Origin of the sequence: Actinosynnema sp. NPDC091369, assembly GCF_044757065.1 — a bacterium.
Lineage (GTDB): Bacteria > Actinomycetota > Actinomycetes > Mycobacteriales > Pseudonocardiaceae > Actinosynnema.
On record NZ_JBIVUG010000012.1, the window covers coordinates 31,438 to 53,598 of the forward strand.

Here is a 22,161-nt window from a genome sequence, read left to right on the forward strand (position 1 = left end):
GGTCACGTCGCGGAACGGCACTCGCAGCGCGGGTGCACCGGCGCGATCCGGTGCTCGACCACCCCGGCGAACGCGTCCACCTCCAGCGTCGCGTCCCAGGTGGGCGGCCTCGTCCCGGACGGCTCGGACCGGTCGAGCGCCAGCAGCGCCTGCCCGACCGCCACCCCGGCGGTCGCCGTGACGGTGGCCAGGTCGGCGTGCTGCGCCCGGTCGACCAGCTGCGCGGCGATCATCGGCCACGCCGGGTCCTCGTCGGCCTGGTGCCGGTCCGCGCACCTCAGGCAACTGCTACGACCCGGCACGACCAGCGGCCCGACCACGCCCAAGCCCTCCCGGACCCGCACGGCCAGGTGCGGCGTGCCGTCCGCGGCCAGCCGGTGCAGCAGCTCCGGGGCGGGCACCAGGACGTCGGCCAGCACCACCAGGTCCACCGCCCGCCCCACCGGCCGCACGGTCCCGCACGCCCGCCGCACGGCGTCCTGGGCCGCCTCGGCGCGCGGTCGGCCGACATCCGCCTCGACGTACCCCGATCCGGTGTCCTCCGGCCCCACGCGACCCCGCGCGACCACCCGAACGTGTGCCACTCCGGCAGCCGCCAGGAGCGCGGCGACGGTGACCGCGAGCCGCCCCTCGCCGTGCACGACGACCGACCGGGCGGTGCGGTCGGCGGGCAAGCCGGCGGCGGGGCGACGGGTCCGCAGCGCCCACCCGGTCGCCTCGGCGGTCAGCCGGGGGTGCGGCACGGGCACGGTCTCCTCGACCAGCCCGGCCCGCGCCAAGCCGTGCAGGACACCGGTGAGCTCGGCGGCCTGCCGCCCGTGGCCGGCGAGGCGTTCACGCAGGTCGGAGAGGGTGTGATGGCCGTCGAGGCCGAGCAGGACGGACGCCATGGGCTCGGGCACGTCCTCGACCAGCATGGCGTGCCGCGGGTCCGTGCCGATCTGCACCACGTCGGCCCGGCGGCGCAGCAGCGGCAGGCCGGGCAGGACCCTGGGGCGGTTGGGTAGATCCACACCGGCAGCCTGCCCGGGGCGGCCGGCACGGCAAAACGCCTGTCCACAGGCTTGCCGGTTGTCCACAGAGGCCGACGAGGGCCTTGACGGGAGGCCGGGCGCCGCGAGGGCCCCGGCCACCCGCCGGCGATCAGACCTTCGCCTTGCCGAGGATTCGGGTCACCGTGGTGCCGCAGACCGGGCACTTGCCCTTGGCCATCCTGCGGTTGTTGCTCTCGTGCACCTCGCCCGTGAAGTCGCGCTTCTCACGGCACTTGACGCAGTAGCCGTTGTAGGTCTCGGCCACGGCTTCCTCCTCGCTTCGAGAGTGCGGAGCGATCTGCGCCACACTCGGGGGTTGCGCTGAACGCTACCTCCGGGGACGCCCCTCCGCTGCACGCCGCGTCGAGGGTGTCCAGCCGCCTTTCGGTGGAACCTGTTGGTCCGTCCTTCCACACACCGCCGCTTGGCCGCCGCGGATTGTCGGTCCCTGGCCTTACCGTGAACGCCATGCCCGAACCGCAGGTGGAGGTGCGGCGCAGCGCCCGGCGCCGTCGCATGGTGAGCGCGTACCGCGAGGGGGACACGGTCGTCGTCCTGCTGCCGGCCCGCATGAGCAAGAGCGAGGAGAAGCACTGGGTGGCGGAGATGCTGAGCCGCCTCCAGCGCAGCGAGACCCGCCGGCGCTCACCCACGCGCACGTCCGACGCCGCGCTGCTGGCGCGGTGCGAGGAGCTGGCGGAGAGGTACCTGGACGGCGTGCGGCCGAGCAGCGTGCGGTGGGTGCCGCCGATGCGGACGAGGTGGGCGTCGTGCACGCCGAGCGAGGGCACGATCCGGATCAGCGAACGGCTGCGGGACGTGCCCGCGTGGGTGCTCGACTACGTGCTGGTCCACGAGCTGGCGCACCTGGAGGTGCCGGGGCACGGCAAGGACTTCTGGTCGCTCGTGCACCGCTACCCGAAGGCGGAGCGGGCCATCGGGTACCTGGAAGGTCTCTCGGCCGCGGCCGGGCTGGGCATCACCGAGGAGGATTGAGGCACGACCGAACCCCGCGAGGTCGACGGGCGTGACCTCGCGGGGTTCGGCCGCGGTTGTCAGGCGTCCTTGGGCTTGTCCTGGTCGTCCGCCGGCGCGTCGTCGCCCTCGGCCTGGTCACCGGACGCGCCCTCGTCGCGCAGGGTGCGCTCCAGCTCGGCCATCGGGTCCTCCAGCGCCTTGCGCGTCTGGCCGAACCGCTCGGCGAACTCCATCGGGTCGTCCAGGTCCTCCGCCGACGGCACCAGGTCGGGGTGCTCCCACACGCTGTCGCGCTGCTCGATCCCGTGCTGGTCGGTGAGCAGCTTCCACAGCGCCGCCGCCGAGCGGTGCCGGCGCGGGCGCAGCTCCAGGCCCACCAGCGTGGCGAACGTCTGCTCCGCCGGCCCACCGGACGCACGCCGCCTGCGCAGCGTCTCCCGCAGCGCCTCCGCGCCGGGCAGCCGCTCGCCGACCGCCTCGTTCACCACCACGTCCACCCAGCCCTCGACCAGGGCCAGCAACGTCTCCAGGCGGGTCAGCGCGGCCTTCTGCTCGGGCGTGGTCTGGGGTTCGAGCATCCCCGACTTCATCGCCTCTTCGATGCTCGCCGGGTTGGCCGGGTCGATCTGGCCGGCCAGCTGCTCCAGCGCCGACGTGTCGACGGCGATGCCGCGGGCGAACTCCTCCACCGTGTCCAGCAGCCGCTGCCGCAGCCACGGCACGTGGCTGAACAGCCGCTGGTGCGCCGCCTCGCGCGCGGCGAGGAACACCAGCACCTCGCTGGTCGGCCGCTCCAGGCCCTCGGTGAACTTCTCGATGTTGTCGGGCAGCAGCGCGGCCGTGCCCTCCGGCCCGAGCGGCAACCCGACGTCGGTCGACGTCAGCACCTCCGAGCCGAGCTGCGCCAGCGCGCCGCCCAGCTGCGAGCCGAACGCCATGCCGCCCATCTGCCCGAGCATCGACAGCAGCGGTCCGGCGGCCTCCTTCGCCTCGGCGGGCATCGCGTCGACCCACGCGCCGGACACGCGCCGCGCCACCGGGTCGCACAGCCGCTGCCACGTCGGCAGCGTGCGCTCCACCCAGTCGCGCGCGGTCCAGCCCTGGGACGTGCGGGCGCCCGCGGGCAGCGACGTCACCGGGTCCAGCCACATCTCGGCCAGGTGCACGGCGTCGGTCACCGCGCTGTCCTGGTCCGGGCGGAACCCGGTGCCGCCCTTGCCGGCGAGCTGCTGCAACGCGATCTGCTTCGCGAGGTCGTAGTTGACCGGCCCGGACGACGTGCCCGCGTTGCTGAACATCGCACCGAGCTGGCTCAGCATCGCGCCGAGCTGGTTGAAGTCGAAGGGGTTCTCCCCTTGGTCTCCGGGTTTGCGGTCGCGGTCGTCGGGGTCCTGCGGGCTGAACCCGAAGGGCAGGTCACTCATGGGTCCACGGTACGCGGCACGGCAGGCCCGCGTGGGACCGGTTCGCCGGCAGCGTGACGCCGTGGTCGTACCCTGTCGGGCGTGACCGAAGGCACCGACACCGTCGTGGACCAGGCACCAACTCCACCGCACGCGCCGCGGCGCGGCCTGACCCGGCGGACGTGGACCCTCGTGGTCAGCCTCGCGGTCGTGCTGGCCCTCGGCCTGCTCGGCGGGTTCGCGCGCGTGCCGTACGTCGCCCTGGGCCCCGGACCGACCTACGACACGTTGGGCCAGGTCAACGGGGGCGACGTGGTGTCGGTGGAAGGTCAGGAGACGTTCCCCACCGGCGGCCGGCTCACCATGACCACCGTGTCGCTGACCGACGACGTGTCGCTGTTCGGCGCGCTCGGCCTGTGGCTCAGCGGTCGGTACGCGCTCGCGCCGCGCGAGGAGTTCTTCCGGCCCGGCGAGTCCGAGCAGCAGGTCCGCGACCAGAACGTGAAGGCGTTCCAGGACTCGCAGACCAGCGCCGAGGTGGCCGCGCTGCGCTACCTGGACTACCCGATGAAGGTCGTCGCCGCCGAGATCACCAACGACACCGCCGCGGCCCAGGTGCTGGAGCCCGACGACCGGCTGCTGGAGGTCAACGGCAAGCAGGTCTCCACCGCCGACGACGTGCGCTCGGCGCTGGAGACGACCAAGCCGGGCGACCAGATCACGCTCACGTTCGAGCGCGGGTCCGAGCGCAAGACCGCCACCGTCACCCTCGGCCGCACCGAGGGCCGCGAGACCGGCTTCCTGGGCGTGCTGCCGCTGGACCGCGCGGACGTGCCGTTCGAGATCAAGATCAGCCTCACCGACGTCGGCGGACCGTCCGCGGGCCTGCTGTTCGCGCTGTCGATCGTCGACAAGCTCACACCGGGGGAGCTGAACGGCGGCCAGTCCGTCGCGGGCACCGGCGAGATCAACGACAGGGGCGAGGTCGGCCGCATCGGCGGCATCGGGTTCAAGATGGTGGCCGCCCGCGAGGGCGGCGCCACCGTGTTCCTCGTGCCCGCCGGCAACTGCGACGAGGCCAAGCAGCACGCGCCGGAGGGCCTGCGCCTGGTCAAGGTGCAGAAGCTGGACGACGCCGTGCAGTCGCTGGAGTCCCTGAGCAAGGGCGGCGACGCGCCGGGTTGCTGAAACCCGGACCCGCTACTGGGCCACCACGCGAGGTCGCGTCGATCGTTCGCGGCTCATCTTCCGGCGATCACGCTTCTCGATCGCCGGAAGATCAGGCGCGAGCGGTCGACTTCCAGGCGACCGAGCCGCCGTCTGCGGAGCAGCGGCCATGTCACGGGCGGAGCGTCTCCAGCAGAGCCCTCGTCAGGTTGGGGGCGAGTTCGGGGTGGGCCACGACCTCCTCCGGCACCTCCACGTTGCCCCGCAGCCGCAGCACGCACGCCGCCGAGCCGTCCCGCAGCACGGCCGCCACCAGCCGGGCCTCGCGGCGCTGCGGGTGTTCGGCGGCGAACTTGCGCGCCTGCTCGTCGTCCAGCTCCTGCTCGGTCAGCTGGGCCTCGGCGTCCGGCGGCAGCACGACGATCTCCTGCGCCAGCGCGCACCCGTGCACGACGTCCGGCCACACGATGCCCGCCAGCGCCCGGTCCAGCTCCTCGTCGGGCAGCGAGTCCTGGGCGATCGGCGTCAACGGCGACGACTCGGGGTCGAGCTGGCCCGCCAGCTCCGGCTGCTGCGCCAGCAGCTCGGCCGTCGGGACCAGCGCGAACAGCTGGGTCGGCTGGTTCCAGCCGCCGGTGGACACGAACTCCTCGACCTCGCGGGCGACCTCGGGCAGCACCACGGGCGGCGTTTCACTCGCTGACACGTGCGCCATGGTCGCATCCGGGTAAAGGGTCGACCGAACGGGGAACCCTCGGCGGCCTCCGTAGAGTTGGACAGAACGTACGAACGCCACTACCGCGATCCAGGAGCGTGCCCCGTGGCCACACGGCCCCCGGTCGGACTGCCCAGGCTGTCCCGTCGCAGCCGGATTCTGCTCATCGTCGGTGCGGTGGTCCTGGTCGGTCTGATCACCGGCTCAAGGCTGCTCGGCACCTACGTCAACTGGCTCTGGTTCGGCGAGGTCGGCTTCCGCAGCGTCTACGGCACGGTGCTCGCGACCCGGTTCGGGTTGTTCCTCGCCGTGGGTCTGCTGGTGGGCGGTCTCGTCGCGATCAACCTGATCCTCGCCTACCGCACCCGGCCGGTGTTCGTGCCGGTGTCCGGGCCCGACGACCCGGTGGCCCGCTACCGCGCCGTCGTCAGCAGGCGCATGAAGCTGTTCGCCATCGGACTGCCGGTGCTGATCGGCCTCATCGCCGGCACCTCGGCCCAGGGCGACTGGCGCGAGGCCCAGCTGTTCTTCAACGCCACCTCGTTCGGCGTGACCGACCCCGAGTTCGGCCACGACATCGGCTTCTACGCCTTCCAGCTGCCGTTCTACACGTGGGTCATGTCGTGGCTGTTCATCGCCACGGCGGTCGCGTTCGTCGCCGCGGTGGTGGCGCACTACCTGTTCGGCGGCATCCGGCTGGCGGGCCGCGGCGGTCAGCTCTCCGGGCCCGCGCGCACCCACCTGGCGATCGTGGCCGGCGTGTTCATCCTGCTCAAGGCGGTCGCGTACTTCCTCGACCGGTACACGCTGCTGTTCGAGCGCAACGACAAGTTCGACGGCGCGAGCTACACCGACCTCAACGCGGTGCTGCCCGCCAAGCTGATCCTGCTGTTCATCGCGGTGTTCTGCGCCATCGCGTTCTTCGCGGGCGCGGTGCTGCGCAACCTGCAACTGCCCGCGATCGCGACCGTGCTGCTGGTGCTGTCCTCGATCCTGGTCGGCGCCGCGTGGCCCGCCGTGCTGGAGCAGTTCTCGGTGCGCCCGAACGCCATCGAGAAGGAAGCCGAACCCATCGGCCGCAACATCGAAGCGACCCGACAAGCCTACGGGTTGACCGATGACAAGGTGGAGAGCAAGCCGTACGCGGGCAAGCAGAACGTCTCGCTGGAGGAGCTGAAGAACGACCAGGCGACCGTCGGCAACGTCCGGCTGCTCGACCCGGCCGTCATCTCCAAGACGTTCACCCAGTTCCAGCAGCTGCGGCCGTTCTACGCGTTCCCGGAGAAGCTGGACGTCGACCGGTACACAGTGGACAAGCAGCTCCAGGACTACATCGTCGCGGTCCGCGAGCTGCACACCGCGGGCATCCCGCAGGGCCAGCGGGACTGGATCAACCAGCACCTCATCTACACCCACGGCAACGGCATGGTGTTCGCCGAGGCCAGCAAGGTGAACTCGCCCGCGGACGAGGGCGGCAACGGCGGCTACCCGGTGTTCGAGGTGGCGCAGGTCGGCCAGGACGGCAAGGTCCAGCCCGGCCCGTTCGGCGTGGAGCAGCCGCGCACGTACTTCGGTGAGCTGGGCGGCCCGGCCGACTACGCCATCGTCGGTGGTCGTGGCGAGGGCGCGCCCGGCGAGTACGACACCGACGGCTCGTCCTACACCTACACCGGCAAGGGCGGCGTCCGCATCGGCGGCCTGTTCAACAAGATGGTCTTCGCCGCCGCCTACGGCGAGCGGAACATCCTGTTCAACTCGGCCATCGGCGACGACTCGCGGATCATCTTCAACCGCCACCCGCGTGACCGCGTGGAGGCCGTGGCGCCGTGGCTGACCGTGGACGGCGACCCGTACCCGGCGGTGGTCGACGGCCGCATCACGTGGATCGTCGACGGCTACACCACGCTCGACAACTACCCGTACGCGCGCCGCACGGCGCTGGGCGACGCCACGAACGACTCGCTGCCGGGCGTGGCGCAGCAGCCGAACCGGGAGATCAGCTACATCCGCAACTCGGTCAAGGCCACTGTGGACGCCTACGACGGCACGGTGACCCTCTACGAGATGGACACCAAGGACCCGGTGCTCAAGGCGTGGATGGGCGTCTTCCCGGGCACGGTGAAGGCGAACAGCGAGATGTCGCAGTCGCTGAAGGAGCACCTGCGCTACCCCGAGGACCTGTTCAAGGTGCAGCGGGAGATGCTGTCGGAGTACCACGTGGACAACCCGCGTGACTTCTACTCCGGCGTCTCGTTCTGGTCCGTGCCGTCCGACCCGACCATCGACAACGCCACCACGGTCGAGGCGCAGCAGCAGGGCGTGCAGCAGCAGCGTGACCGGCAGCCGCCGTTCTACGTGCTGGCGGGCGACCCGACCGGTGACGCGAACAAGGTCAGCTTCCAGCTCACCAGCGCGCTCGTACGGCTGAACCGCGAGTTCATGGCGTCGTACGTGACGGTGAGGTCCGACCCGGACAACTACGGCAAGATCAGCGTGCTGACGCTGAACAACGAGGCCAAGGGCCCGCAGCAGATCCAGACCACGTTCCTGACCAACGGCGAGGTCAGCAGCGAGCTGAACCTGCTCACCCAGCGGCAGACCAAGGTCGTCTACGGCAACCTGCTCACCCTGCCGGTGGGCGGCGGCCTGCTCTACGTGGAGCCCATCTACATCGAACGGGCCAGCCAGAACACCCAGTTCCCGCAGCTCTACAAGGTGCTGGTGAGCTTCGGCGACAAGGTGGGCTACGCGCCGACGCTGGCCGAGGCGATGGAGAAGGTGCTGTCCGGCTCGTCGACCCAGGTGCCGCCGTCGGACAACACCGGCCAGCCGCCCAGCTCCACCCCGTCGACCACGCCCACCGCGCCGAACGACGGGCAGGGCGGCACGGAGCTGCAACAGGCCGTGCGGGACATCCAGTCGGCCCTGGCGCGGGTGAAGTCGGCGCAGTCCAGCGGTGACTTCGCCGAGCTCGGCAACGCCTACAAGGCGCTGGACGAGGCGACGAAGAGGTTCGAGACGGCGAGCGCGGCGTCCACCCAGACGCCGTCGACCACCCAGGCGTCCCCGACCCCGACCGGCTGACCTGCACTGATATCGCGATCGGGTGGCCTGGGACACGTTCCGGGCCACCCGATTTGCATATCCCGGTAACGGGGGCGTAGAGTTCTGAATGCAGCGCGGGGTGGAGCAGCTCGGTAGCTCGCTGGGCTCATAACCCAGAGGTCGCAGGTTCAAATCCTGTCCCCGCTACAAAGTGGAAAAGCCCTGTTCGCGGAGATCGCGAACAGGGCTTTTTCGCGTTTGCACCGCGGGGTCGACCCCCGGACCCCGGGCGGGAGGGCTTCGCCTCCCTGCACCCCCGGCAGGTCGGCCAGGGCGGGTGAGCTGCGGCGATCGGGTGGGTGAGCTGGGGAAATGTGGTTGGGGGACCCCGGTGAAAAGTGGTTTTCAGGGCGTGTATAGTTGTCCTTACAGCGCGGGGTGGAGCAGCTCGGTAGCTCGCTGGGCTCATAACCCAGAGGTCGCAGGTTCAAATCCTGTCCCCGCTACTACGCGAAAGGCCCCCGGGAATCGTCCCGGGGGCCTTTCGCCTGTTCCGGCTCAGGTCATGTTCTCGGCCCAGTACTGGGCGCAGGTGAGCGAGCAGACCCGACCTTCGCCGCTCACCGTGCGGTGCCTGCGGATCTGCTTGCCGCACACCATGCACTCGTCCTTGCCCGCCTGCTCCGGGATCGTGCCGGACGCCCAGGCGCGGGCGTTGCGGACTACCTTCGTCCCCGTCGTCCATTTGATGCCCACAGCTGACCTCCCAGTCGAACGAGCACAGTCGAACGAACACCCGCGGTAATGGTCCCACCACCCGACGTGTTTGCCACTTCGAGAGCGCGGACATCACCGGGTTGTGCTATCGGCCCCCGGCCCCGCCGGGGCGGGCCGGACGCGGCGCGTGACCCCGCGCTGCCGTTCGAGTGAACGCAATAGTGCGGTTTCCCTTGTGCTCCAATGGATTTCCACTTCGCGTGGACAGGCGAGGTCAAGCGGCCGAACGCGTGGCGTTGATCAGCGGCCGGTTACGCAGCGATGCTTTGCGTTGCTCCGCTTGGCCCAACTCCACTAGCCCGTGATCAGCCACAGTGGACAGAACGGCTGACCATTGTGGACAGCGACCGGTGAGCGTGGCACCGTTGGAGGGGTGTCGGACCTGAATGCGACGGCAGCTGCCCTGCTCGGGCTGCTGCACGACGGACCCAAGACCGGTGGCCAGCTCGTGGCTGAGGCCGGAGAGCGCTTCGGCGCGTTCTTCAGCGTCACCCGCAGCCAGGTCTACCGCGAGCTGCCCGCGTTGGCGGACGCCGGCCTGCTTCGCCTCGGCAAGCAGGGCCCGCGCTCCAGCCAGCAGTACGTGCTGACCGCGGCGGGCAAGAAGGCTTTCAAGAACTGGCTGCTCTCCGAGCCCGGACCGGACCACCTGCGCAGCCCGCTGATCCTGCGGCTGGTGCACGCGGGCTCCCTGACCGCCAAACAGCGGCAGGCGCTCGTGGACTCCGCCCGCGCGAGCTACGGCGCCGAGCAGGAGGCCGCCAGGACGGCGGTCAAGACCGCGGAGGACGCCTACGCCAAGGCGGTCGCCGAGTTCGGCCTGGCCCACGCCAAGGCCGTGCTCAAGCTGCTCGACGCCATCCCCACGGCCTGAGACGCGCCCACCGGTCGCGCTCCGCGACCGGTGCCGGCGTAATCTTGGGACGTGAATCCCGACGTCGAAGCAGACATCAAGGACCTCTCCGCCACGCTCTCGAGCATCGAGGCGGTGATGGACCTCGATGCGCTGCGCGCCCAGGTCGACGAGCTGGAGCAGGCGGCGGCCCGGCCCGACCTCTGGGACGACCAGGAGAAGGCCCAGAAGGTCACCAGCCAGCTCTCCCACAAGCAGGGTGAGCTTCGTCGTGTCACGAACCTGCGCGACCGGCTGGACGACCTCTCGATCATGTACGAGCTGGCCGAGGACGAGGGCGACGCGGGCAGCCTCGCCGAGGCGGACACCGAGCGCGCGAAGCTCCGCGAGGAGATCTCCTCGCTGGAGGTCCGCACGCTGCTGTCCGGCGAGTACGACGAGCGCAACGCCCTGGTCACGATCCGTGCCGAGGCGGGCGGCGTGGACGCGGCCGACTTCGCCGAGATGCTCCTGCGCATGTACTCGCGGTGGGCCGAGCGGCACGGCTACGGCGTCGACGTGTTCGACACGTCCTACGCCGAGGAGGCGGGCATCAAGTCCGCCACGTTCCGCGTCACGGCCCCGTACGCCTACGGCACGCTCAGCGTCGAGCAGGGCACGCACCGCCTCGTGCGCATCTCGCCGTTCGACAACCAGGGCCGCCGGCAGACGTCGTTCGCGGGCGTCGAGGTGGTGCCCGTGGTCGAGCAGACCGACCACGTCGACATCGACGAGAAGGACCTGCGGGTCGACGTCTACCGCTCGTCCGGCCCCGGCGGCCAGGGCGTGAACACGACCGACTCGGCGGTGCGCCTGACGCACATCCCGACCGGCATCGTCGTCTCCTGCCAGAACGAGCGCTCGCAGCTGCAGAACAAGGCCACCGCGATGGCCGTGCTCCAGGCCAAGCTGCTGGAGCGCCAGCGGCAGGAGGAGCAGGCGAAGATGGACGCGCTCAAGGACACCGGGTCGAGCTGGGGCAACCAGATGCGCTCCTACGTGCTGCACCCGTACCAGATGGTCAAGGACCTGCGCACCGAGCACGAGGTCGGCAACCCGTCCGCGGTGCTCGACGGCGAGATCGACGACTTCCTGGAAGCGGGCATCCGCTGGCGCAAGCAGCACCAGTCCTGATCGGTCAAGCCCCCATCCGGCGGGCGTGACGAGGGCTTTACCCGGCCCGCGAGTACACTCGCGCCTCGTGATTCGCCTCGAACACGTGTCCAAGGTCTACAAGAGCTCCGCGCGTCCCGCGCTCGACAACGTCTCGGTCGAGATGGACAAGGGCGAGTTCGTGTTCCTCATCGGGCCTTCCGGTTCCGGGAAGTCCACGTTCCTGCGGCTCCTGCTGCGGGAGGAAGTGCCCAGCAAGGGCCGCGTGTACGTGTCGAACTTCGACGTGGCCAAGATGTCGCGGCGCAGGGTCCCCCGCCTGCGCCAGTCCATCGGCTGCGTGTTCCAGGACTTCCGGCTGCTGACCAACAAGACCGTGGCGGAGAACGTCGCGTTCGCGTTGGAGGTGATCGGCAAGCCGCGCAACACCATCGTCAAGGTGGTGCCCGAGGTGCTGCAACTGGTCGGCCTCGACGGCAAGGCCGACCGGATGCCGAACGAGCTGTCCGGTGGCGAGCAGCAGCGGGTGGCGATCGCCCGCGCGTTCGTCAACCGGCCGCTGGTGCTGCTGGCCGACGAGCCGACGGGAAACCTGGACCCCGACACCAGCCAGGACATCATGTTGCTGCTGGAGCGGATCAACCGCACCGGCACGACGGTGCTGATGGCCACCCACGACCACTCCATCGTCGACTCCATGCGCCGTCGCGTGGTCGAGCTGGACCACGGCCGGATCATCCGCGACGACGCGCGGGGTGTTTACGGCGTGGGCCGCTGAGCCCGAGGCCGCCGGACCCCCTCATCCCCCGACCCTGAGGAACGTTCCCCCCGATGCGTACCAGCTTCGTGTTCAGCGAGGTCGTCACCGGCCTGCGCCGGAACGTCACGATGACCATCGCGATGATCCTCACGACCGCGATCTCGCTCTTCCTGCTCGGTGTCGGCCTCCTGGTCGTCAACATGGTGGGCAAGATGCAGGACGACTACCTCGGCAAGCTCGAGGTGGCGGTCATGCTCACCAACGACATCAGCGTCAACGACAAGGACTGCACGCAGCAGCCCTGCTCGAGCCTGCGCAGCCAGCTGGAGACCACGTCCGGGGTCGAGACCGTCGTCTACGAGAACCGCGACAAGGGCTTCGAGCGGTTCAAGAAGGTCTTCGAGTCGCAGCCCGAGCTGGCGAAGCTGGCCCGTCCGGAGGCGATCCCGGCGATGTTCCGGGTCAAGCTGGAGGACGCGGAGCGGTCCGACGTGATCGTCCAGGCGTTCACCGGCAAGGCGGGCGTGAAGAAGGTCGACGACCAGCGCGAGGACCTCGACCGGCTGTTCGGCTTCCTCAACGGCGTGCGCGACGCGGCGCTGGCCCTGGCGCTGCTCCAGGCGTTCGCCGCGCTGATGTTGATCTCCAACACGATCCAGGTGTCGGCGTTCACCCGCCGCACCGAGGTCGGCATCATGCGGCTGGTCGGCGCCACCCGCTGGTACACCCAGCTGCCGTTCCTCATCGAAGCGGTGGTCGCGGGCGTCATCGGCGCGGTCGCCTCGATCGGATTGCTCGTGGTGACCAAGATGTTCCTGCTCAACCGGGTGCTCGGCGAGCTGTTCCAGGCGAACATCATCCCCGAGGTGAGCATGGTCGAGATCCTGTTCCTGTCCCCGATCCTGGTCGGCGTGGCGATCGCGATCTCGGCGCTGACCGGCTACGTCACGCTGCGCCTCTACGTGCGCCTGTAGGTTCCGGCCGCGGATAACCGCTGGCGCGCTCACGTAAGGTTTCGGTCATGGTCAAGGAACGCGGTCAGAAGGTGATCGCGTCGAACCGCAAGGCTCGGCACGACTACACCATCCTCGACACCTACGAAGCGGGTGTCGTGCTCGTCGGCACCGAGGTGAAGAGCCTGCGCATGGGCAGGGCGTCCCTTGTGGACGCCTTCGCCCAGGTCGACGACGGCGAGATCTGGCTGCACGCGCTGCACATCCCGGAGTACGTGGCGGGCACCTGGACCAACCACGAGGTGCGCCGCAAGCGCAAGCTGCTGCTCCACAAGAGCGAGATCGAGCGGCTGATCGGCAAGACCAAGGAGAGCGGTCTGTCGCTGATCCCGCTGTCGATGTACTTCAAGGACGGGTACGTCAAGGTCGAGATCGCCCTGGCGCGCGGCAAGAAGTCCTACGACAAGCGGCAGGACCTCGCCAAGCGCGACGCGCAGCGGGAGATCCAGAAGGCGCACGGCCGGGCGTTGAAGGGGCGGTACTGACCCTGGACGGGGTGCCTGGCCTGGTCGACGTGCACGTGCACTTCATGCCGCAGCGCGTGCTGGACAAGGTGTGGGCCTTCTTCGACTCCGCGTCCCGGCACTACGGGGTCGACTGGGCGATCCGGTACCGCCTGCCCGAGGACGAGCGGCTGGCCGTGCTGCGGTCGTTCGGCGTGGTCGCGTTCGCGCCCCTGGTGTACCCGCACAAGCCGGGCATGGGGGAGTGGCTGACGGACTGGGCGCTGGAGTTCGGGGCGCGCGTGGACGGCGCGGTGCCCACGGCGACCCTGTACCCGGAGCCGGGCGTCGAGGCGTACGTGTCGCGGGCGTTGGCGGCGGGCGCGCGGTGCTTCAAGGCGCACGTACAGGTCGGGGACTACGACCCGCGGTCGTTGGACGGCGCGTGGGGTCTGCTGGCCGAGGCGCGGGTGCCGGTGGTGGTGCACTGCGGCCACGGCCCGGTGCCGGGCGCGCACACCGGGCTGGACGTGTTCGAGGACGTGCTGCGGCGGCACCCGTCGCTGGTCGCGGTGCTGGCGCACGCCGGGATGCCCGACTACGCCGGCGCGCTGGACCTGGTCGCCCGCTACCCCGGGGTGCACATCGACACGACCATGGTCGGCGTGCCGTTCACGCAGGCGCGGGCGGCGCTGCCCGCCGACTGGGCGGCACGGCTGGTCGACGTGGCCGACCGGGTGGTGCTCGGCTCGGACTTCCCCAACATCCCGTACGACTACTCCGAGCAACTGGACGCCATCCGGGGCTGGGCCGCGGCCGACGACCGGCTCGGTGAGCCGTTCCTGCGGGCCGTGCTGCACGACAACGGCGCCAGGCTCCTCGGGATCAGCCCAGGTTGAGGTAGGCCAGCACGGCGCGGACCCGGCGGTGCTCGCTGGTGCTGGGCTCCAGGCCGAGCTTGGCGAAGATGTTGCCCACGTGCTTCTCCACCGCGCCGTCGGACACGACCAGCGAGGCCGCGATGGCGGCGTTCGACAGGCCCTCGGCCATCAGCCCGAGCACCTCCCGTTCACGCTGGGTGAGCGAGTCCACCGGGTTGCGCTTGGAGCGGACCATCAGCTGCGTGATGACCTCGTGGTCGATGCTCGTGCCGCCCTCGGCGACCCGGCGCACCGCGGCCACGAACTCCGACACGTCGGCCACGCGCTCCTTGAGCAGGTAGCCGATGCCGTTCGCGCCGCCGGCCAGCAGCTCCACCGCGTACCGCTCCTCGACGTACTGGGAGAGCACCAGCACCGGCAGGTTCGGGATGCGCTTGCGGGCCTCGATCGCCGCCCGCAGGCCCTCGTCGGTGAACGTCGGCGGCATCCGCACGTCCACCAGGGCCAGGTCGGGGCGGTGCTCCTCGATCGCGGCGAGCAGCGCGTCGCCGTCGTCCACCGCCGCGACCGTCTCGATCCCCTCGTCGGCCAGCAGGCGCTGCACGCCCACCCGGAGGAGGACCGAGTCCTCCGCGATCACCACGCGCACGGCAGCTCCGTCCGGATCACGGTCGGCCCGCCGATCGGGCTCACCACGACGACCACGCCGTCAATCGTCGCAGCACGGTCCGCGAGCCCCGCGAGGCCACCACCCGGGCGCACCTCCGCCCCGCCCCGGCCGTTGTCGGTGACCTCGACCACCACGGAGCTCTCCGTGCGGGACACCTGCACGCGGGCCTGCGTCGCGCCGGAGTGCTTGGCGACGTTCGTCAACGACTCGGCGACGGTGAAGTACGCCGTGCTCTCCACCGCTGTCGGCGGTCGCGGCTCGACGTCCACCTCCACCTCGACCGGGATCGGCGACCGCGCGGCCAGCGACGACAGGGCCGCGTCGAGCCCCCGGTCGCCCAGCACGGACGGGTAGATGCCGCGGGCCAGGTCGCGCAGCTCGGAGATCGCCAGCTTGGCGTCGGCGTGCGCCTCGGCGATCAGCTCGCGGGCCCCGTCCGGGTCGGACTCCATCTTGCTGCGCGCCCGGCCCAGCCCCATGGCCACCGCGACCAGGCGCTGCTGCGCGCCGTCGTGCAGGTCGCGCTCGATGCGCCGGCGCTCGGCCTCGGCCGCCTCCACGCCGCGGGCGCGGCTGGCGGACAGGTGCTCCGCCTTCGCCTCCAGCACCTCGTAGCGGGACGGGCCGAGCAGTGACTGGGCGAGCAGCGCGTGACCCCGGCCCATGGCCTTGAGCAGCCGGTAGGCCACCACGCCGAGCAGCAGGCCCACGACGCTCACCGGGAGCGCCTTGGCGAACGAGTCGATCAGCCACACCGTGCCGTCGGGCAGCGTCACCTCCCACGTGGCCGGCAGCCAGTGAAGGTAGAACGGGAGGAGAACGGTGCCGAGCACGGCCGACCACAGCGCCACCGTGAGCGCGAACTCCACGGCGCCCAGCGGCAGCATGATCAGCCAGTAGGAGAAGTCCCGCCAGGTCGCCGGGTCCTTCGCCATGGCCTTCGCGCGGGCCGTGGCGCCCTCCGGCAGCGGTCGGTACGGGCGGGGGATGTCGACGCCGAGGGTCGCGCCCAGCCAGGCCCGTTCCGCCGAGGCCGCGCTGCGGGCCAGGACCATCGTCAGCACGCCGAGCGGGAGGCCCACCCACACGACGGCGGTGCCCACGCTCACCGCGCCCAACGTCACGAGCAGGACGAACCAGAAGATGCCGGTGACCAGGTTCAGCAGGAAGTACCCGCTGACCCGGCCGATGTTCGGGTTGACCCGCGTCGCCATGTTCCCCACCTTCACGCCCGATGTACCCGACCAGCATCGCTCGAACGAGTGGTCGGAACCATCAGGTCCGCCGGTCGGCGAGGGGTGGGGACAGCCCTACCAACCTAATGGGGAAGAAGTGCGGGCCTCGGGGCGTTATGCTGTGCGAGGCAAGTCCCACGACACGGGGGTGAACGGTTTCGACTTTGTGCGTTGATTCAAGGGAAGCGTGCCGGTGCAGGCGAGAGACCACCGCAAGCGTCATCGCAAACCAATAAGCGCCGAGTCTAACGACCAGCGCGCGTTCGCCCTCGCCGCCTGAGGCTAGGAGCAACGCTGTCGGCCCGGAGGTGCCTCCGCTCCGGTCGCCGGCATCAGCTAGGAGGCTCACCGCCGTCCCCGGCCACGGGGAACGGTTGGGACACCCACAGTGGCTGGGCTCATCACGGTGACTTGTCCGCGTGATCACCGGGGCCGAGTAGAGATGTAGCGGACTGCGCACGGAGAAGCCTTGATGAAGCGGCAGAGGACCCGGGTTCGATTCCCGGCACCTCCACTCGCTCTGGGCGAGGTGTGTCCGCGGAACGCGCGGACCACCTCGCTCGTCGTGTTTTCCGGGGGTGCGACCCCCGGGCCCCGCCCGGAGGGCGTTGCCCCCGGACCCCCATCCGTAGGTGGTGGCGTTGGGCGGGTCAGCGGGTGGACAGGTAGGTCTTGATCAGGGTGGCGACCAGGGTGGGGTTGTCGCGGGTCATGGCGTGGGTGGTGTCCAGGTGGACCACCGTGATGTTCGGCGGCAGTGTGGGGAGGTCGCGGGACAGGCCCTGGTGGCAGGGCTCGAAGAGGGCTTGGCCCGGCATCGGTTCGGTGGCCAGGGCGAGCAGCATGGGGCAGCGCAGTGCCCGGAAGACGTCGAAGCAGTCGAGGTCTTCCAGGGCCTGTTGCAGTTCGGGTTGGTCGTAGGCGCGGAACTGGTCGCGCAGGGCGGTGATGTCGTCCGCGACGGCGGCGGGGTCCGGGTAGCGCTGCGGTTGGGTGGGGACGCCGTGGCCGTCGAGGTTGATCACCGCCGGGCACTCCGGGTGCCGGAGGCCCCAGAGGGCGGCGACCATGCCGCCCATGGACATGCCCAGCACGGCCGGGTTGTCGGTGGCGTGCGGCTCGATCCGGTCCAGGACCGAGTCCCAGTTCCAGGGACCGGTCACGGGTAGCGGGACGATCTCGTGGTCGTCCTCCAGCGCCTTGACGATCGGGTCCCAGTCCGCCGGGGAGCCGCCCGCGCCGTGCAGTGCCAGCACTCTCATCCGTTCAACCTCGCTCGCACCGAGGCGACGGTGACGCCGCCGCCGTCCGAGTTCCGCGCCAACTTCCCGCGTCGCACCAGGTCGTGGACGCCCTGCTTGGTGACGCCGAGCATCGCGCCGGCCACCGAGTACGACACGGCCTGCGCCGCCGGGTGGCCCATCCGCCGCGCCACGACCTGGCCCAGCGGCGTGCGCCACCAGTCGGCCGGCGGGTCGAACGGCTCGTCACCGGGGTACAGCGCGCCGATCAGCCGTGCGATGGCGAGCACGGCCGCAGCGTCGTCGTCCCCCTCCATGGCCGCGGCCATGCGCCGTGCCACCTCGTCGGCACGGGACGGCAGGTCGCCGACGTCGTCGAAGAGGATCTCCAACGGGTCGAGCAGCCGGGTGCGGATGATCGTGGCGATCTGGTCGGCCAGCAACGCGATCACCTCCTTGACGCCTATCGTCAAGTACTTGACGGTATGCGTCAAGTACTAGCGGCGCGCGGCGTGGGCGGTCATCGGGTCCTCGGGCCAGCGGTGCTTGGGGTAGCGACCCCGCAGTTCGGCCCTGACCTGCGGGTATCCCGTCCGCCAGAACGACGCCAGGTCGCCGGTCACGGCCGTCGGGCGGCCGGCGGGGGAGAGCAGGTGCAGCACGACGGGCACGCGGCCGTCGGCCAGGCGAGGCGTGTCGGTCCAGCCGAAGACCTCCTGGACCTTCACCGGCAGCACCGGCTCGGGCCCCGAGTAGTCCACCCGGATGCGTGAACCCGAAGGCACTTCCAGCCGGTCCGGCGCGAGCTCGTCGAACCGGGCCGCGGCGGGCCACGGCAGCAGTCGCCGCACGACCTGCTCGCCGCTGATGCGGGCCAGGTCGGCCCTGCGCCGCGCGTCACCCACGTCGACCACGGTGAGCAGCGCGTCGTCGTCCACCGACGGCCACGGGTCGCCGATCACGCGGTGCAGGAACGCCATCCGCTCACGGGTGCGCAGACCGTCCGCGTCCCACCGCAGCAGGCCGGTGCCCTCCGTGCGCAGACCTTCCAGCAGCGCTCGTCGGATCGCCTCGCGGTCGTGCAAGGGCTTGCTGGACAACGTGATCGCGCCCAGCTTGCGCAGCCGGTTCGCGACCACGTCGCCGTCCCAGCGCACGTCGTCCTCGGAGGTCAGCAGGGACGACGCGGCGGTGACGGCGAGCTCTTCGTCCGCCCGCACGGCCAACCGGATGCGGCCGTGCGCGCGGCCCGCCTCCCGGTCCGCGACGGCCACGGCCAGCCACTCGGCGTCGGCCAACCCGCTGCCCGGCGGCAGCTCCACCGCCGTGCCGCCCGCCATCAGGTACACCGGCGACCCGGGGGAGCGCCTGCGCGCCAACCGCTCCGGGTGGGCGAGCGCGACCACCAGCGCCGGGTCGCCGCGGCCCGTACCGTCGACCATCGCGGCCAGGCGGCGGACCTCGCGCGGGTCGGCGTCACGGGTCGACAGCTCGACGCCGGAACTCGCCCGGTCGTCGTCCAGCAGCGCCACCACCTCGGCGGCCGTGCGCGCGCCCACGGCCGCAGCGCCGTCCAGCAACGCCCGCGCCAACCGGGGGTGCAGGCCCAGGTCGGCCATCCGGCGGCCCCGGTCCGTGACGCCGTTCGGGTCCAGCGCGCCGAGAGCGCGCAGCACCGCGCGGCCCGCGTCCAGCGCGCCCTGCGGCGGTGCGTCCCACCAGCCGAGCCCTTCGCCGTCGGGCACGCCCCAGCAGGCCAGCTCCAGGGCCAACCGGGTCAGGTCGGCGGTGCGGATCTCCGGCTCCGGGTAGCGCGGCAACGTGCTGTGCTCGTGCGCGGGCCAGCAGCGGTAGACCCGGCCCGGCGCCTCCCGTCCCGCCCGGCCCGCGCGCTGGTCCGCCACCGCCGCGCTGACCCGCACCGTGGCCAGGCCCGACAGCCCCCGCCGGTGGTCGACCCGCGGCACGCGCGAGAGGCCCGAGTCCACCACCGCCCGCACCCCCGGCACGGTCAGGCTCGACTCGGCGATGGCCGTGGCCAGCACGACCCGCCGGCGGCGACCCGGGCGCAACGCGTCGTCCTGCGCGGAGGCGGCGAGGCGGCCGTGCAGCGGCAGCACGTCCACGTCGTCGCCGATCAGCCCGGCGCACCGGCGGATCTCCGCCACGCCCGGCAGGAACGCCAGCACATCGCCGTCCACTTCGGACAACGCCTGGCGGACGGCGCGCGCGACGGTGGCCTCGACCCGCTCGTTGCGGGCCGGCGGGGTGTGCGCGACGTCCACCGGGAACGTCCGCGCCTCCACCCGGATCACCGGCGCGTCGCCCAGCAGCTCGGCCAGCCGGTCGGCGGCCACGGTCGCGGACGTCGCCAGGAGCCTCAGGTCCGGCCGCAGCCCGGCGCGGGCGTCGAGCAGCAGCGTCAGCAGCAGGTCCGCGTCCAGGTGGCGCTCGTGGCACTCGTCCAGCAGCACCGTGCCGACGCCCGCCAGCTCCGGGTCGTGCTGCAACCGCCGCACCAGCAGCCCCGAGGTGACCACCTCGATCCGGGTGTCCTTCGACGTCTTGCGGTCACCGCGCACCGAGTAGCCCACGGTCCGGCCCACCGGTTCGCCGAGCAGGCTCGCCATCCGCGCGGCGGCGGCACGGGCGGCCAGCCGGCGCGGCTCGGCCACGACCACGCGGCCCTCCAGCGCCAGCGGCACCAACGTCGTCTTGCCCGTGCCGGGCGGTGCGACCAGCACCGCCGAGCCGTGCGCGGTCAGCGTGGCCGCGATGTCGCCGAGCAGCGGGCGGATCGGCAGGTTCGGCAGCTCCACGCCGTCCAGTCTTGTGCCACTGTGGACCCATGGGGAAATGGGGTGCCCTCGGCGCGGCGGTGGCCCTGGCCCGCGCGGCCGTCGCGTTCAAGGTCTGGCAAGAGGTCAAGCGGCTGCCGATGGCGCAGGTCGACGCCGGTCCGGTCACCGTGGTCGTGCCCGCGCGCGACGAGGAGCGCAACATCGACCGGTGCGTCGCCGCGCTGCGCGAGCAGGACTACGCGGACCTGCGGATCGTGGTCGTCGACGACGCGTCGACCGACCGCACCGCCGAGATCGTGCGGCGGCACGCGGAGCAGGACCCGCGCGTGCGGCTGGTGAGCAGTTCCGGGCCGCCGTCCGGCTGGGCGGGCAAGGTGCACGCGCTGCACGTCGGCACCGCCGGGGCCGACACCGACTGGCTGCTGTTCGTCGACGCCGACACCGAGGCCGCGCCCGACCTGGTCGGCCGGCTGCTGGCGGGCGCGCTCCAGGGCGAGCTGGACCTGGTGTCCACGTCCGGGCGGGGGACCAGGCCGGGCGCCGGGTGGTGGCTGCTGCTGCCGCCGGTGAACCAGCTGCTGTTCGAGACGACGACCGTGGACGGGCGGCGCGGCATGGCGCTGGCCGTCGGGCACTGCATCCTGGTCCGCCGGGCGATGTACGAGCGGGCGGGCGGCTGGGCGGCCATCGCCGGGTCGCGCGCGGACGACGTCGGCTTCGCCACCCTCATCCGCGACACCGGGGGGCGCACGCGGTACGTGGACGGGGCGGACTCGCTGACCACGTCGGGCCTGGACACGTTCGGCGAAACGTGGGCGTCGATGCGCAAGAGCATGGTCGCGGGCACCTCCCTGTACGCGAAGGGACCGGCGAGCGCGTTCCTGTCGCTCGGGTCGACCGGGCTCGCGCACATCGCGTACGGCGTGGTGCCCGTGGTGGCGGCGTTGCGCGGGTCCAAGCTCGGGCTGCTCGCGTGGCTGGCGCAGACGGCCGCCGGGTGGATCTTCCTGCGGCGGTCCCGGCAACCGCAGCAGGCGGCCGTGCTCGCGCCGCTGTCCTACGTCACGTTCGGCGCGATGTCGCTGGAGGCGGCGTGGCAGGCGCTGCACGGCACCACGAAGTGGAAGGACCGGGACGTGCGAGGCTGACGTCCGTGGTTGACCCGCTGCGCGACCCCGACGACCCCGAACTGCTCGACCCGTACCGGGCCCGGGACCTGGCCGGGCTGGTGGAAACCGCCCGGCTGGCCTCCGGCGCCGTCCGGTACGGCAAGGTCGGCCGCGTCGGGGTCGCCCAGGTCGTGGTGAACCGGGACAACCCGCTGCCCGGCGGCAACCACGCGTGCGGCGTGTACGGGTCGTCCGCCGAGGTCGCGGGCACGCTGATGCGGCTGGAGCAGACGTTCGCCGACGTGGGGCGGGCCGAGGCGGTGCTGTACGCGTCACCGACCACGGTGGCCGAGATCGAGGGCATCGCCGACGACACCGGGTGGCACGCGGTGGAGGAGTCGCTGGCCGTCGTGCACCGCGGCGAGGTGCGGCGGTCGCCGCTGGTGCGGCCCGCGCACGACGGCGACCTCGAAGGCATCGCCGAGCTGCTGGCCGACGACCTGGGCGTGGACGGGCCGCGGCTGCTGCGGCACCTCGGGCAGCGGCTGGACGACCCGCGGTGCGTGTTCGTCGTGGTGGACGACGGCGACCGGATCGGCGGGTTCGCGTCCGGGTTCGGCGAGCGCCGGGTCGGGCTGGTCGAGCACGCGGTCGTGCGGCCGGCCCGTCGTCGGCGCGGGCTGGGCCAGGCGCTGGTGCTGGGCGTGGTGGCCGAGTTGCGGGAGGCCGGCGCGCTGCTGGTGGCCTCGCACGTGGCCGAGGGCGGGGCGGGCGAGCGGTTCGTGGAAGCTTGCGGCTTCGACGTTTGTTATCCGGTAACGGCGTACGCGCGCAGGGTCGACGAGCTGCTCGATTGAGTAATTGGTTGCCGTACCGCATATCCT

General features: G+C 71.5%; 21 protein-coding genes, 2 tRNA genes and 1 other RNA gene. 14 read left to right on the plus strand and 10 right to left on the minus strand.

The features are described from left to right. Positions 1–2 precede the first annotated feature (2 nt). Both ACIQMJ_RS32800 and ACIQMJ_RS32805 read right to left on the minus strand, forming a co-directional pair. Positions 3–1,013: a ThiF family adenylyltransferase gene (locus tag ACIQMJ_RS32800; protein WP_499764871.1), complete on the minus strand. Its 1,011-nt coding sequence runs from the start codon at positions 1,011–1,013 to the stop codon at positions 3–5. A gap of 130 nt (positions 1,014–1,143) precedes the next feature. Next, a complete protein-coding gene (locus ACIQMJ_RS32805) occupies positions 1,144–1,299 on the minus strand; it encodes a DUF5679 domain-containing protein (RefSeq protein ID WP_015098458.1) in 156 nt (51 codons plus the stop codon). A 203-nt stretch (positions 1,300–1,502) separates the two neighbouring features. Here ACIQMJ_RS32805 and ACIQMJ_RS32810 point away from each other — a divergent pair, with 203 nt between their 5' ends. Next, positions 1,503–2,030, plus strand: a complete 528-nt coding sequence (locus ACIQMJ_RS32810; protein WP_499764872.1) for a M48 metallopeptidase family protein — start codon at positions 1,503–1,505, stop codon at positions 2,028–2,030. Between the two features lie 59 nt (positions 2,031–2,089). On the opposite strand, the gene ACIQMJ_RS32815 is transcribed toward ACIQMJ_RS32810, so the two are convergent. Then, positions 2,090–3,436 (minus strand): zinc-dependent metalloprotease, encoded by a 1,347-nt coding sequence (locus ACIQMJ_RS32815; RefSeq protein ID WP_499764873.1) that lies wholly within the window; start codon positions 3,434–3,436, stop codon positions 2,090–2,092. 81 nt (positions 3,437–3,517) lie between these two features. On the opposite strand from ACIQMJ_RS32815, the gene ACIQMJ_RS32820 reads away from it, so the two are divergent. Continuing rightward, positions 3,518–4,603, plus strand: coding sequence for a YlbL family protein (locus tag ACIQMJ_RS32820; protein ID WP_499764874.1), 1,086 nt, complete (start codon positions 3,518–3,520; stop codon positions 4,601–4,603). A gap of 151 nt (positions 4,604–4,754) precedes the next feature. On the opposite strand, the gene ACIQMJ_RS32825 is transcribed toward ACIQMJ_RS32820, so the two are convergent. Then, positions 4,755–5,297 (minus strand): PPA1309 family protein, encoded by a 543-nt coding sequence (locus tag ACIQMJ_RS32825; protein WP_387489621.1) that lies wholly within the window; start codon positions 5,295–5,297, stop codon positions 4,755–4,757. A 105-nt stretch (positions 5,298–5,402) separates the two neighbouring features. Here ACIQMJ_RS32825 and ACIQMJ_RS32830 point away from each other — a divergent pair, with 105 nt between their 5' ends. From ACIQMJ_RS32830 to ACIQMJ_RS32840, 3 genes are all read left to right on the plus strand, one after another. Continuing rightward, complete coding sequence (locus ACIQMJ_RS32830; RefSeq protein WP_499764875.1) at positions 5,403–8,381, plus strand: UPF0182 family protein; 2,979 nt, start codon at positions 5,403–5,405, stop codon at positions 8,379–8,381. 94 nt (positions 8,382–8,475) lie between these two features. Then, positions 8,476–8,549 (plus strand) — tRNA-Met (locus tag ACIQMJ_RS32835). A gap of 225 nt (positions 8,550–8,774) precedes the next feature. After that, positions 8,775–8,848: transfer RNA gene (locus ACIQMJ_RS32840), tRNA-Met, on the plus strand. A gap of 52 nt (positions 8,849–8,900) precedes the next feature. Here the strand turns inward: ACIQMJ_RS32840 and ACIQMJ_RS32845 are convergent. Beyond that, positions 8,901–9,098 (minus strand): hypothetical protein, encoded by a 198-nt coding sequence (locus tag ACIQMJ_RS32845; protein ID WP_053717392.1) that lies wholly within the window; start codon positions 9,096–9,098, stop codon positions 8,901–8,903. 394 nt (positions 9,099–9,492) lie between these two features. Between ACIQMJ_RS32845 and ACIQMJ_RS32850 the strand changes: the two genes are divergently transcribed. The 6 genes from ACIQMJ_RS32850 (at position 9,493) to ACIQMJ_RS32875 (ending at position 14,239) form a co-directional block, all read left to right on the plus strand. After that, positions 9,493–9,993 carry a PadR family transcriptional regulator gene (locus ACIQMJ_RS32850; protein WP_499764876.1) on the plus strand — a complete coding sequence of 167 codons (501 nt, stop codon included), beginning with the start codon at positions 9,493–9,495 and terminating at the stop codon, positions 9,991–9,993. Positions 9,994–10,044: 51 nt separating this feature from the next. Continuing rightward, on the plus strand, positions 10,045–11,145 hold the full coding sequence (prfB, locus tag ACIQMJ_RS32855) for a peptide chain release factor 2 (RefSeq protein WP_499764877.1): 1,101 nt from the start codon (positions 10,045–10,047) through the stop codon (positions 11,143–11,145). A gap of 67 nt (positions 11,146–11,212) precedes the next feature. Then, complete coding sequence (ftsE, locus tag ACIQMJ_RS32860) at positions 11,213–11,902, plus strand: cell division ATP-binding protein FtsE (RefSeq protein WP_141978939.1); 690 nt, start codon at positions 11,213–11,215, stop codon at positions 11,900–11,902. A gap of 53 nt (positions 11,903–11,955) precedes the next feature. Then, the gene (ftsX, locus tag ACIQMJ_RS32865) at positions 11,956–12,858 is read left to right on the plus strand and encodes a permease-like cell division protein FtsX (protein WP_387489611.1); all 903 of its coding nucleotides are present in this window, start codon (positions 11,956–11,958) and stop codon (positions 12,856–12,858) included. Between the two features lie 47 nt (positions 12,859–12,905). After that, on the plus strand, positions 12,906–13,382 hold the full coding sequence (gene smpB, locus ACIQMJ_RS32870; protein WP_141978937.1) for an SsrA-binding protein SmpB: 477 nt from the start codon (positions 12,906–12,908) through the stop codon (positions 13,380–13,382). Further along, the gene (locus ACIQMJ_RS32875) at positions 13,379–14,239 is read left to right on the plus strand and encodes an amidohydrolase family protein (protein ID WP_499765015.1); all 861 of its coding nucleotides are present in this window, start codon (positions 13,379–13,381) and stop codon (positions 14,237–14,239) included. Before smpB ends, ACIQMJ_RS32875 begins: the two co-directional genes overlap by 4 nt. On the opposite strand, the gene ACIQMJ_RS32880 is transcribed toward ACIQMJ_RS32875, so the two are convergent. Next, a complete protein-coding gene (locus ACIQMJ_RS32880) occupies positions 14,226–14,870 on the minus strand; it encodes a response regulator transcription factor (protein WP_499764878.1) in 645 nt (214 codons plus the stop codon). The genes ACIQMJ_RS32875 and ACIQMJ_RS32880 overlap by 14 nt on opposite strands. After that, the gene (locus tag ACIQMJ_RS32885; RefSeq protein ID WP_499764879.1) at positions 14,858–16,105 is read right to left on the minus strand and encodes a sensor histidine kinase; all 1,248 of its coding nucleotides are present in this window, start codon (positions 16,103–16,105) and stop codon (positions 14,858–14,860) included. Before ACIQMJ_RS32885 ends, ACIQMJ_RS32880 begins: the two co-directional genes overlap by 13 nt. 165 nt (positions 16,106–16,270) lie before the next feature. Here ACIQMJ_RS32885 and ssrA point away from each other — a divergent pair. After that, positions 16,271–16,643: a transfer-messenger RNA gene (gene ssrA, locus ACIQMJ_RS32890) on the plus strand. A 133-nt stretch (positions 16,644–16,776) separates the two neighbouring features. On the opposite strand, the gene ACIQMJ_RS32895 is transcribed toward ssrA, so the two are convergent. The 3 genes from ACIQMJ_RS32895 to hrpB are packed head-to-tail and all read right to left on the minus strand — an operon-like array spanning position 16,777 to position 20,186. Continuing rightward, a complete protein-coding gene (locus ACIQMJ_RS32895; protein ID WP_499764880.1) occupies positions 16,777–17,388 on the minus strand; it encodes an alpha/beta fold hydrolase in 612 nt (203 codons plus the stop codon). Continuing rightward, on the minus strand, positions 17,385–17,840 hold the full coding sequence (locus ACIQMJ_RS32900; protein WP_499764881.1) for a hypothetical protein: 456 nt from the start codon (positions 17,838–17,840) through the stop codon (positions 17,385–17,387). Before ACIQMJ_RS32900 ends, ACIQMJ_RS32895 begins: the two co-directional genes overlap by 4 nt. 24 nt (positions 17,841–17,864) lie before the next feature. After that, on the minus strand, positions 17,865–20,186 hold the full coding sequence (gene hrpB, locus ACIQMJ_RS32905; protein ID WP_499764882.1) for an ATP-dependent helicase HrpB: 2,322 nt from the start codon (positions 20,184–20,186) through the stop codon (positions 17,865–17,867). A 29-nt stretch (positions 20,187–20,215) separates the two neighbouring features. On the opposite strand from hrpB, the gene ACIQMJ_RS32910 reads away from it, so the two are divergent. Together ACIQMJ_RS32910 and ACIQMJ_RS32915 are read left to right on the plus strand one after the other, a co-directional pair. After that, a complete protein-coding gene (locus ACIQMJ_RS32910; RefSeq protein WP_499764883.1) occupies positions 20,216–21,316 on the plus strand; it encodes a glycosyltransferase in 1,101 nt (366 codons plus the stop codon). Between the two features lie 5 nt (positions 21,317–21,321). Continuing rightward, positions 21,322–22,134 (plus strand): GNAT family N-acetyltransferase, encoded by an 813-nt coding sequence (locus ACIQMJ_RS32915; protein ID WP_499764884.1) that lies wholly within the window; start codon positions 21,322–21,324, stop codon positions 22,132–22,134. Positions 22,135–22,161: the final 27 nt, after the last annotated feature.

Excerpts from the sequence above, each read along its gene's own strand:
- ACIQMJ_RS32810 (WP_499764872.1), top strand. The coding sequence starts at position 1,503 with ATGCCCGAACCGCAGGTGGAGGTGCGGCGCAGCGCCCGGCGCCGTCGC.
- ACIQMJ_RS32815 (WP_499764873.1), bottom strand. The coding sequence starts at position 3,436 with ATGAGTGACCTGCCCTTCGGGTTCAGCCCGCAGGACCCCGACGACCGC.
- ACIQMJ_RS32825 (WP_387489621.1), bottom strand. The coding sequence starts at position 5,297 with ATGGCGCACGTGTCAGCGAGTGAAACGCCGCCCGTGGTGCTGCCCGAG.
- ftsX (WP_387489611.1), top strand. The coding sequence starts at position 11,956 with ATGCGTACCAGCTTCGTGTTCAGCGAGGTCGTCACCGGCCTGCGCCGG.
- smpB (WP_141978937.1), top strand. The coding sequence starts at position 12,906 with ATGGTCAAGGAACGCGGTCAGAAGGTGATCGCGTCGAACCGCAAGGCT.
- ACIQMJ_RS32885 (WP_499764879.1), bottom strand. The coding sequence starts at position 16,105 with ATGGCGACGCGGGTCAACCCGAACATCGGCCGGGTCAGCGGGTACTTC.
- ACIQMJ_RS32895 (WP_499764880.1), bottom strand. The coding sequence starts at position 17,388 with ATGAGAGTGCTGGCACTGCACGGCGCGGGCGGCTCCCCGGCGGACTGG.
- ACIQMJ_RS32910 (WP_499764883.1), top strand. The coding sequence starts at position 20,216 with ATGGGGAAATGGGGTGCCCTCGGCGCGGCGGTGGCCCTGGCCCGCGCG.